The sequence below is a fragment of the Planctomycetota bacterium genome, from assembly GCA_035574235.1.
In the GTDB taxonomy this organism is placed as follows: Bacteria; Planctomycetota; MHYJ01; order MHYJ01; family JACPRB01; genus DATLZA01.
Map to the genome: position 1 here is coordinate 1 of DATLZA010000059.1, position 9,734 is coordinate 9,734.

Sequence of the window (9,734 nt, forward strand, 5' to 3'; positions counted from 1 at the left end):
TGATCTTCGTGGGGCCGGCGACGGACCAGGAGGAGGTGGCGCGGCTGGCGCAGAAGTACCGGCTCCGGCACGTGCCGGTGGTGGACAACGACATGCGGCTCCTCGGGGTGGTGACGCTCCAGGACATCATCGAGGTCATCCGGCACGAGGCGGACGAGGACGTGATGAAGCTGGCCGGCGCGGGGCGGGTGGATCCGCTGCGCGCGCCGTTCCTGGAGCGGGTCCGGGCGCGCCTGCCGTGGCTCCTGGCGGCGATGACGCTGGAGCTGATTCTGGCCTGGATCATGAAGGCGTACGGGGCGACGCTCGAGGAGCTGGCGCTGGCCTATTTCATCCCCGTCATCATGGCGATGGGCGGCAACGTGGGACTGCAGTCCTCGACGGCCGTGGTGCGGGCGCTGGCCACGGGGGAGCTCACGGCGGCCAAGACGCTGCGGATCGTGGCGGCGGAGTTTCGGGTGGGCGTGGCGATCGGCCTCCTGTCCGGCGCGATCACGGGGGGAATGGCGCTCCTGATGAACCTGGGAGCCGAGGGGGCGATGACGCTCGGCATGATCGTCCTGGCGTCGATGGCCCTTTCGATCACGATCGCGGCGACTCTGGGGACGCTGACCCCGATGACGATGCACCGGTTCAAGTACGACCCCGCGATCGCCTCGGGCCCGTTCATCACGGCGATCAACGACGTCATCAACGTGACGATCTATCTGACGGTGGCGACCTTTCTCATCGTGCGGACCGGGCCGCGATGACGCTCGCGGCGATCGACGTCGGCACCAATTCCGTCAAGCTCCTGGTGGGGCGGATCTCGGCCGGCCGGGTGATCCCGGTGCTCAGCCGCGCGAGGATCACGCGCCTGGGGGAAGGCCTGGGACGCGGAAAAAAGATCTCCCCGGAGGCGGCGGAGCGGACGCTGGCGGCGCTGGCCGAATTCCGGCGTCTGGCGGAGGAACGCGGGGCGGGCGCGCCGGCCGCCGCCGGAACGCGGGCGCTGCGGGCGGCCTCCAATCGGGCGGCGTTTTTGAACCGCTGCCGGACGGAGGCGGGGGTGGAGGTCCGGGTGCTGTCGGGTCGCGAGGAGGCGCGGCTGGCCTTCCGCGGCGCGATCGGGGCGGCGCGGAGCCGCGGGCCCGTCGCGGCGATCGACGTCGGAGGCGGAAGCACCGAGATCATGGTGGGCGAGCCGCCCGGCACGCTGCGGGCCGCCTGGAGCCTGCCGTTGGGGGCGGTGACGCTGACGGAGCGTTTCCTCGCGCACGATCCGCCGGACGCCGGGGAGCTTGAGCGCCTGCGCTCGGAGATCCGGCGGCGCCTGGCCCGGGTGCCGGCGCGCCGGACGGGCGAGCTTCTCGGAATCGGCGGCACGGCTTCGACCGTGCTCCGGCTCACGGGCCGGGGCGGCCGGGCGGGTCTCCGGGAGGTGGAAGCCCTGGCGGAGCATCTTTCTCGCCGGACGGCGGCGGAGCGGGAGCGCCTGGGGGTGGAGCCGGGCCGGGCGGACATCGTGGCGGCCGGGGCGTGGGTCCTGGCCGAAGCCATGCGGCGTCTGGGAGCGGACCGCCTGCGGGCCGCCGAGGGAGGGCTCCGCCACGGGATTCTTCTGGAGCTGGCCGCCGGCCGCTGGCCCGTTCCGGAGCCCCCCGCGGGCGCTTCCTGAGTCCGCTTTTCGCTCCGCGTCGAGTTCCCCTTCAGAATTCCCCTGCGGTCGTTTATAATTCCGCGCTCATGAGGCTCGTCGTCAACGGCGAGCCGCGCGACGTCCGCGACGGGGCGACCCTCGAGGACCTCGTGCGGGAGCTGGGGCTGGAGCGCCGGCCGATCGCGGTGGAACGCAACCGGCGGGTGGTCCCGCGGGACCGCTACGCCGCCACCCGTCTCGAAGACGGCGACCGGCTGGAAATCGTCGGCCTCGTGGGAGGCGGCTAGTGCTCAAGATCGGCGGATTCGAATTTCGTTCGCGGCTCATCCTCGGCACCGGCAAGTACCCTTCCCCGGAGATCATGGTGCGCTGCCATGAGGCCTCCGGGACCGACTGCGTGACGGTCGCGGTCCGGCGGGTCGATCTCAAGGACACCAGCCGCACGAATTTCCTGAGCTGGATCGACCGTTCGCGCTACAAGATTCTCCCCAACACGGCCGGATGCCGGACGGCCGAGGAGGCGATCCGGACGGCCCTGCTGGGACGGGAGGCGCTGGGAACGCCGCTGGTGAAGCTCGAGGTGATCGGGGACGAGAAGACGCTTTACCCGGACCTCGAGGAGCTCGTGGCGGCGACGCGCTCGCTCGCGCGAGAAGGGTTCGTGGTGATGCCGTACACGAGCGACGACCTGGTGACGGCGCTGAAGCTCGTGGACGCCGGGGCGGCGTGCGTGATGCCGCTGGGGGCGCCGATCGGAAGCGGGCTGGGGATCCTGAACCCCCTGAACATCCGGCTGATCGTCGAGCGCGCGAAAGTCCCGGTGATCGTGGACGCCGGGGTCGGCACCGCCAGCGACGTGGCGGTCGCGATGGAACTCGGGGCCGACGGGGTGCTTCTCAATACCGCCGTGGCCCAGGCGCGGGATCCGGTGCGGATGGCGGAGGCGGTGCGCCGGGCGTGCGAAGCGGGCCGCCTGGCCTACGAGGCCGGGCGCATCCCCCGGCGGGAATACGCCTCCCCCTCCTCCCCTGAAGCCGGAAAGATTCAATGAAGGGCATCAAAGGCGTCGTTCTGGCGGGGGGCCTGGGCACCCGTCTGAGTCCCCTGACCCGGGTCACCAACAAGCACCTCCTGCCGGTCTACCGGAAGCCGATGATTTACTATCCGATCGAGAAGCTCGTCCGGGCCGGCCTGCGGGAGATCATGATCGTCACCGGCGGCCCCTTCGCGGGGGATTTCCTGAAGCTCCTCGGGAACGGAAAGGCGTTCGGACTGAAGGACCTCCACTACACCTACCAGGAGGGCGAAGGGGGAATCGCGGAGGCGCTCGGCCTGACGGAAAACTTCGTGGAGGGCGATCGCGTCTGCGTCATCCTGGGCGACAACATCTTCTCGGCCGACATCACGCCGGGGCTGACGCGATATATGGAGCAGCCTTCGGGAGCCAAGATCTTTCTCAAGGAGGTTCCCGACCCGGAGCGTTTCGGGGTGGCGGAGCTCGACGGCCCCCGGGTCGTCGGCATCGAGGAGAAGCCCGCGCGGCCGAAGTCGAAGTACGCGGTCACCGGGATTTACATGTACGACAACGAAGTTTTCTCGATCGTCAAGACCCTCAGGCCGTCGGGGCGCGGCGAGCTCGAAATCACGGACGTGAACAACGCCTACGTCCGCCGGGGAACGCTCACTTGGGAGGCGCTGGACGGCTGGTGGACGGACGCGGGGACGTTCGAATCGCTGCTGCGGGCCAACAACCTGGTGGCCCGAACGCCTGAAATGCACTGACGGGCGTCAGCCCGCCCGGGGTCCGCCGGCCAGGCGGGCTTCGATCCGCGCCAGAAGGTCCTGCACGCGGAACGGCTTGGCGACGCACTCGTCGGCCCCCGCCTGGGCGCCCAGGGCCGCCGCGTCCGGTCCCATGGCCGTCAGGAGCACCACCGGGAGGCTCCGCAGTTCCGGATCGGCCCGGAGGGCGGCGCACACCTCGAATCCCGACCGCCGGGGCATCATCGCGTCCAGGATCAGGAGATCCGGACGCTCGGCCCGCGCCCGTTGGAGGGCCTGCTCGCCGTCCTCGGACTCCAGGACCTCGTAGCCGCGGCTGCGCAGAAGGAACGCCAGGATCCCGCGCGCGTGCGCCGAGTCGTCGGCGACGAGGATCCGCTTGATCGCGCCACCCATCATCTATGCCCCACTATACCCCATCGCGGGGTCCTGGGGAAGGCGAAGAACGAGGGGCGCGCGAAGGGCTCAGGCCTGCGGTTTGAGAAACTTCGTGAGGGTGATCTGGTTGCCCTGCTGGTTGTATTCCAGCCGGTCGCAGCAGCGCAGCATGAGCATGATGCCCAGGCCGCCCATGCGGCCCTGAGCGTGACGCTCGCGGGCGGCCGAGAGCGCGTCCCGCGTGGAACCGCTCTTGACGTATTGCTCGTGGTTGAAGCCCTGCCCCTGGTCGCGCACGACGCAGGTGATCTTCTCCGGGTCGAGCAGGTACTGGACCTCGATCTTCCGGTCGCGCTTGTACTTGTTTCCGTGCTGGGCGGCGTTGACGACCGCCTCCCGGAAGGCCGCGCTCACGGCCACCTGCCCTTCCTCGTCCAGGCCGCTCGACTCGAGGAGCTTGTGGACCATGTCGATCACCTTTTCGGTCGCGGCCTCCTCCGTGGGCAGGTGGATGTTGAGCTGCTGGAGGAAGATGAGCTCCTCTTCCGCCGCCCGGATGATCTCCGCGTCCGCCGTGTCCAGGAGCTGGCGGAACTCGAACGGCTGGCACAGGTTCTCGTCCCCCACGATCGAAACCTCCTTGGGGGATTTGAACGCGGCCTCTCCGGGATAAAGCAGGATGAGCGGAACGTTGGTCGTTTCCCGCCGCATTTTGAGCGCGTAACAGAACTTCTGATGGTCCTCGAAAAGGGCGTCCAGGATCACGAGGTACGCCTTGCCCGACTCGATCTTCCCCAGCGCGTCGGGAATGGAGGTGAAGACCTCGATCTCCCAGCCCGCGCTCTCGAAGTAGTACTCGAGCGTCTTGGCGAAGAAATCGCGCTCCGGCACGACGAGCATGATCGAAGACTGCTTGAAGGACTCCAGGCGCCGCGAAAGGTCGTCCGAGGGGGAGAAGACGATCCGCGCTTCCCCCGCCGGAGTGCGCACGGGACTCAGCGGGAGGAACGACACCGTCGAGGCTCCGGGGCGGATCAGGCGGTGCCCCTTAGGCTGCCGTTCGATCTTGGGCCGCTCGAAGCGGACCTCGAACACCCCGAGTTCGTCCAGGACGACGCGCTTGCCCGCCAGAAGTTCCTTCCGGGCCGCCTCCAGAACGGCGTCCACCATCCCGCGCACGCGCGCCTCGTGCGTCTCCCCCAGGCGCGCGCACACGTCCCCCACGAGGTTCGCCTTGTACATGGAGGGCACGGGGCTCCCGTCCGCGGCGGCCAGGGAGAGCGTCCCGAAGCCGGGAAGCGTCACTTCCTTGGACGCCCCGAGCGCCTCCCGGACGGCCGCCACGAGCGCTTCCACGAAGCGCGATCCGCGCTCCTCGCTCACGGAGAGGCTGGAGCTCAGGGACTTTGTCAACTCGTTCAGCTTGACCTCGGCCATATCCCGGCTCGCGCTCCGAACCCTGCCCCCCGGAGAACCGTCCGACGCCCCGGCCCGTTCACGGCGTCCGCGCCGTCTCCATCTCGCGGGCCTTCCGGACCAGCTCCGCCTCGGTGATCAGCCCCTTTTCGATCAAGAGCGGAATGAGGGCGTCGCGAAGCTTTTCCGCGGAAGGCCTTTCCGCGCGCGGCCCCTCCAGGTCCCGAAGAAGCTGCTCCCGCGTCTTCTCCTTGACGGGCGCCGGACCCTCTTCCCTGGCAAAAAATTCCTGGATGCAGCGCAGAATCTGCGACCGCGGCGCCAGATTCATCTCGATCCGGCTGTCCACCGCCAGCTGGATCTCCTCGATCGCCTCGTAGTCGAAAGGATCCGAGGTCGCCACCGTCAGGACCCCGTCATGGTAATGAATGGGAACCACGTGGTGCTTCTCGATGAGCTTCCGGGGAATCCGCTTGACGAGGTTCTCCGGAATGACGAGCTCGGCGAGGTTCACCACGGGCATGCCCTGCTGCCGGGCGATGAAGTGCGTCAGCGTCTGGTCCTCGATGAACCCCAGTTTCACGATGATCGCCCCGAGCTTTCCCCCCACCGCCTTCTGGAAATCCGACGCCATCTTGAGCTGCTCGGGCGTCAAAAGATTGGCCTCGACCAGCATGCGGCCCAGGCGGCTTCGGTCTTCCATAGGCAGAAGAAGAGTCGCGCGGAACTCTCGCGGTTAAGTCTATCCCCGCCTGGAAAGCTTTGTCAAGGCCCGGAAAACCGGCCTACCGAAGGCGGGCGCCCAGACGGCTCTCCAGAGCCCGGAGCACCGCCTGAACCGCCGCGTCGGCCTCCTCGCTCGTGAGCGTCCGGTCGGCCGCCCGGAACAGCATCGAGAAGGCCCACCCCTTATGTCCCGGCGGGATGGGCTTGCCCCGGTACTCGCTCAGGAACCGCAGGCGTTCCAGCGTCGCCGGGGCGGCTTCGCGCACGACCGCTTCGACCTCTTTCCAGGTCACCCCGTCGCTCAGCACCACCGACAAATCCCGCTCCACGGGCGGACGCCGGTTGAACTCCCGGTACGGGCGCGCCAGCCGCGCCGCCGGAACGAGCGCCTCGAAGTCGATCTCGGCCACGCCGGCCGCCGACCGAAGCCCTGAAAGCTCCGGCGCCGCCAGGCCCACGTAGCCGACCGTCTTGCCTCCCAGCACCACCTCCGCCGACGCCCCGGGGACCAGGAACGGAAAGTCGCGCGGGCGCAGCTCCAGCGCGATCCCCAGGCGCTCGAAGAGGCGCTCGAGAAGTCCCTTGACCGCAAGCGGGTCTCCCGGCGCGGCCACGCCCAGCACGGTCTTTTCCCCGTACCCCGCCGCTTCCTTCCGATAAATCCGCGCGATCTCGAAGACCGGCCGAAGAGGTTCCTTGTACGACTCGTTGGTCTCGAGCACGCCCAGAAGCCCGGGCGCCAGGGACGCCCGCAGCGTGCGGTCCACCTGCCCCTGCGGATCCCGCAGCGGAACGAGCGGTCCGTCCGTCCAGAAGGGCGCCCGGTTGGGTTCTCCCGCGGCCGCGAAGCTCCACGTGAGCGCTTCGTAGGCCCCGAGTCCCGCGAGCGTCGAGCGCGCCGCCTCGCGGACCTGCTCCTCGGGCGGATCGACGGGAACCGCCTGCGGCAGGCGCGTGTCGCAGGGAACGGCGTCGTAGCCCTGAACGCGGGCGACTTCCTCGATGTAGTCCGCCTCGAGGCGCAGATCGCGCCGGCCGGGGGGCGCCGCGACTTCGAACGCCCCCTCCCGCTCCGCCACGGAGCATCCCAGACTCTCGAGGATCTGGCGGACCCGGGCCGGCGGGACCTCCATCCCGAGCACGCGGGAGATGCGCGCCGGACGCACCCGGGCGACCGGACGCACCGGCCGCGGCCCGCCCGCCTCGAGGACCCCCTCCAGCGCCGCGCCGCCGGCCGTCTCCAGAATGAGCTGGACGGCCCGGCGGGACGCCCACTCCACGCCGTCGTAATCCACGCCCCGCTCGAACCGGTACGACGATTCGGTGGACAGTCCGAGCCGCCGCGCCGTCCGGCGGACGGACACGGGATCGAACTGGGCGCTTTCGAGAAGCACGTCCGCGGTGTCGGGTCCGATTTCGGTTTCCCGCCCGCCCATGACGCCCGCGATGGCCACGGGCCGCTCGGCGTCCGCGATGACGAGCATGTCGGGGGAGAGAGCGTACTCGCGGCCGTCGAGGGCCGTGATCTTCTCCCCCGCGGCGGCGCGCCGGACGACGACCCGCCCTCCCTTCAGGCGGCGCGCGTCGAACGCGTGCAGCGGCTGGCCGCTCTCCAGAAGCACGTAATTGGTCACGTCCACGACGTTGTTGATCGGCCGGATCCCGGACGCCTCGAGGCGCCGGGCCATCCAGTCCGGAGAAGGACCGATCCGGACCCCCGCGATCGCCCGGGCCGTGTAGCGCGGGCAGAGGTCCAGCGCGGCCACGGAAACGGACCATGCGGCGTCCATCCTCCGCGCTCCCTCGGCGTACCGGGGCGCCGGGACCCGCACGGGGCGCCCCAGGAGCACTCCCACCTCGCGGGCCACGCCCAGGATCGAAAGAAGATCCGCGCGGTTGGAGGTGATTTCGAGGTCCAGAACATCCCCCTCGATCGCCTCGACTCCGACGCCCGCCTGAAGGAGGAGGCGCGCCGCCTCCTCGGGCGCCGCCGGGGCGTCCACGTATTCCCGGAGCCAGGACAGGGGAACCTTCATCTCAGAACTGCTCCAGGAACGCGAAGTGGTTCTCCGTGAAGCGCCGGATGTCCGGAATGCCGTACTTGAGCATGGCGATCCGCTCGACGCCCAGGCCGAAGGCGAACCCCGTGTGCTCCTCGGGATCGATGCCGCAGTGCTCGAGAACCTTCGGATGCACCATGCCGCTGCCCAGGATCTCCATCCATCCGGAACGCTTGCAGGCGGGGCACCCGCGCGCGCCGCAGATGAAGCACGAGACGTCCACCTCCGCCGAAGGCTCCGTGAACGGAAAGAAGCTCGGGCGGAAGCGGATGCGCGTCCGCGGTCCCCACATCGCCTTGGCGAAAAGGTCGAGCACCCCCTTGAGCTGAGCGAAGGTGACGTCCCTCCCCACCAGGAGTCCCTCCACCTGGTGGAACATGGGGGAGTGTCCGGCGTCGGGCTTGTCGGGCCGGAAGACCTTTCCGGGAGCCAGCACGCGGATCGGCGGCCGCCGCGCCTTCATCGTGCGGACCTGGACGGGCGACGTATGCGAGCGCAGGAGGTACGGCGGCTCGATGTAGAACGTGTCGAAGGCGTCCCGCGACGGATGCTCCAGGGGGATGTTGAGCGCCTCGAAATTGTTCTCCTCCGTCTCGATCTCGGGGCCCGTGACGACCTCGAACCCCAGGCGCGTGAAGACGCGGACGATCTCGTCCCAGGTTCGGTAGACCGGGTGGAGGCGGCCGAGCTCGGGGGCCCTTCCGGGAAGGGTGAGATCGACGACCGCGCGGGGGGAGCCGGCGGAGGCGCGGCCGCGGCGCAGTTCTTCGACGCGGCGTTCCAGCTCCTCCTTGAAGGCGTTGAGCTTCTGCCCGGCGGATCCCTTGCGGTCGGGCGGAAGACTCTTGAGAAGCCCGAACAGTTCGCGAACGCGCCCGTCGCGGCCCACGTACCGGTTGCGCAGCTGCTCGGGAGAAAGCCCGGCGGCGTCCTTTTCGAACGCCCGGCGGACCTCCTCGATGGCCGAATCGAGATCCATGGGAGCCAAAAGGCCGCAGATCGCTCTACGGCCTCGGGAATCCTTTTCCTCGGGAAATCGGGGGCGTCCTACGCCGGAGCGGGCGCGGCCGCCTCCAGCGCCTTCCGGGCCGTCTGGACCAGTTCGTCGAAGGCCTTGGGTTCCGACAGCGCCAGTTCCGCCAGGGCCTTGCGGTTGAGCGCCACGTTGGCCCGGCGCAGGCCGTTGATGAACCGGTGATACGGAATCCCGCGCTGCTCGCAGGCGGCGTTGATGCGCACGATCCAGAGCGAGCGGTAGTCCCTCTTCTTGATCTTGCGCCCAAAGTAGCCGTAGCGCCCGGCGCGCATGACGGCTTCCTTGGCGGCGCGGTGAAGTTTCCCGCGCCCGCCCCGGTACCCCTTGGCGCGTTTAAGGATCTTCTTGATGCGGCGCTTGCGGTACGGGCCGCTGGATTGGCGAGGCATGGCGTCTCCTTAGTCGTGAATCATCTTGCGAATGTCGGCCGCGTCGTGCTTGCCGTCGAAGGCCCTCCAGCGGCGCATCTGCCGGCGGCGCTTGGAGCGCTTGCCGGAAAGAAGGTGGCTCTTGCCCGCCGGGCGGAAAAGCACCTTCCCGTTGGCCGAGATCTTGAACCGCTTCTTGGCGGCCTTGTTGGTCTTGAGCTTAGGCATGCGTTCCTCCTTGGGCCTGCGTGGGCGAAGGCGCGGAGCCGGCGGACGCCTCTCCGGTCGCGGGGGCGGTCGGCGGCGGCGCGGCGGGCGCGGCGGCCGGC

At 69.3% G+C, this 9,734-nt stretch carries 12 protein-coding genes; 5 read left to right on the forward strand and 7 right to left on the reverse strand.

Annotated features, from left to right (window positions below; all coding sequences use genetic code 11):
- From VNO22_04560 to VNO22_04580, 5 genes are all read left to right on the forward strand, one after another.
- Positions 1-752: magnesium transporter (locus tag VNO22_04560; protein HXG60620.1), on the forward strand; the 752-nt coding region annotated here is incomplete at its 5' end.
- Positions 749-1,657 (forward strand): Ppx/GppA family phosphatase, encoded by a 909-nt coding sequence (locus VNO22_04565; protein HXG60621.1) that lies wholly within the window; start codon positions 749-751, stop codon positions 1,655-1,657. The genes VNO22_04560 and VNO22_04565, both read left to right, overlap by 4 nt.
- Before the next feature lie 68 nt (positions 1,658-1,725).
- The gene (gene thiS, locus VNO22_04570; GenBank protein HXG60622.1) at positions 1,726-1,926 is read left to right on the forward strand and encodes a sulfur carrier protein ThiS; all 201 of its coding nucleotides are present in this window, start codon (positions 1,726-1,728) and stop codon (positions 1,924-1,926) included.
- Positions 1,926-2,690, forward strand: coding sequence for a thiazole synthase (locus VNO22_04575; GenBank protein ID HXG60623.1), 765 nt, complete (start codon positions 1,926-1,928; stop codon positions 2,688-2,690). Before thiS ends, VNO22_04575 begins: the two co-directional genes overlap by 1 nt.
- Positions 2,691-2,695: 5 nt before the next feature.
- Entirely contained in the window at positions 2,696-3,421 is a 726-nt protein-coding gene (locus VNO22_04580) for a sugar phosphate nucleotidyltransferase (protein HXG60624.1), read from the forward strand.
- Between the two features lie 6 nt (positions 3,422-3,427).
- Here VNO22_04580 and VNO22_04585 read toward each other — a convergent pair whose 3' ends face one another.
- The 7 genes from VNO22_04585 to rpmI form a co-directional block, all read right to left on the reverse strand.
- The gene (locus VNO22_04585; GenBank protein HXG60625.1) at positions 3,428-3,820 is read right to left on the reverse strand and encodes a response regulator; all 393 of its coding nucleotides are present in this window, start codon (positions 3,818-3,820) and stop codon (positions 3,428-3,430) included.
- Positions 3,821-3,886: 66 nt separating this feature from the next.
- Positions 3,887-5,236, reverse strand: coding sequence for an ATP-binding protein (locus tag VNO22_04590; protein HXG60626.1), 1,350 nt, complete (start codon positions 5,234-5,236; stop codon positions 3,887-3,889).
- 58 nt (positions 5,237-5,294) lie between these two features.
- The gene (locus VNO22_04595; GenBank protein ID HXG60627.1) at positions 5,295-5,918 is read right to left on the reverse strand and encodes a hypothetical protein; all 624 of its coding nucleotides are present in this window, start codon (positions 5,916-5,918) and stop codon (positions 5,295-5,297) included.
- An 82-nt stretch (positions 5,919-6,000) separates the two neighbouring features.
- Entirely contained in the window at positions 6,001-7,977 is a 1,977-nt protein-coding gene (gene pheT / locus VNO22_04600) for a phenylalanine--tRNA ligase subunit beta (GenBank protein ID HXG60628.1), read from the reverse strand.
- A 1-nt stretch (position 7,978) separates the two neighbouring features.
- Positions 7,979-8,980 (reverse strand): phenylalanine--tRNA ligase subunit alpha, encoded by a 1,002-nt coding sequence (locus VNO22_04605; protein HXG60629.1) that lies wholly within the window; start codon positions 8,978-8,980, stop codon positions 7,979-7,981.
- Between the two features lie 68 nt (positions 8,981-9,048).
- On the reverse strand, positions 9,049-9,426 hold the full coding sequence (gene rplT / locus VNO22_04610) for a 50S ribosomal protein L20 (GenBank protein ID HXG60630.1): 378 nt from the start codon (positions 9,424-9,426) through the stop codon (positions 9,049-9,051).
- 9 nt (positions 9,427-9,435) lie between these two features.
- Entirely contained in the window at positions 9,436-9,633 is a 198-nt protein-coding gene (gene rpmI, locus VNO22_04615; GenBank protein HXG60631.1) for a 50S ribosomal protein L35, read from the reverse strand.
- Positions 9,634-9,734: the final 101 nt, after the last annotated feature.

Bases quoted from the DNA above. Each gene is read 5' to 3' on its own strand.
- rpmI (HXG60631.1), bottom strand. From the start codon at position 9,633: ATGCCTAAGCTCAAGACCAACAAGGCCGCCAAGAAGCGGTTCAAGATC.
- thiS (HXG60622.1), top strand. From the start codon at position 1,726: ATGAGGCTCGTCGTCAACGGCGAGCCGCGCGACGTCCGCGACGGGGCG.
- VNO22_04565 (HXG60621.1), top strand. From the start codon at position 749: ATGACGCTCGCGGCGATCGACGTCGGCACCAATTCCGTCAAGCTCCTG.
- VNO22_04595 (HXG60627.1), bottom strand. From the start codon at position 5,918: ATGGAAGACCGAAGCCGCCTGGGCCGCATGCTGGTCGAGGCCAATCTT.
- pheT (HXG60628.1), bottom strand. From the start codon at position 7,977: ATGAAGGTTCCCCTGTCCTGGCTCCGGGAATACGTGGACGCCCCGGCG.
- VNO22_04605 (HXG60629.1), bottom strand. From the start codon at position 8,980: ATGGATCTCGATTCGGCCATCGAGGAGGTCCGCCGGGCGTTCGAAAAG.
- VNO22_04590 (HXG60626.1), bottom strand. From the start codon at position 5,236: ATGGCCGAGGTCAAGCTGAACGAGTTGACAAAGTCCCTGAGCTCCAGC.
- VNO22_04585 (HXG60625.1), bottom strand. From the start codon at position 3,820: ATGATGGGTGGCGCGATCAAGCGGATCCTCGTCGCCGACGACTCGGCG.
- rplT (HXG60630.1), bottom strand. From the start codon at position 9,426: ATGCCTCGCCAATCCAGCGGCCCGTACCGCAAGCGCCGCATCAAGAAG.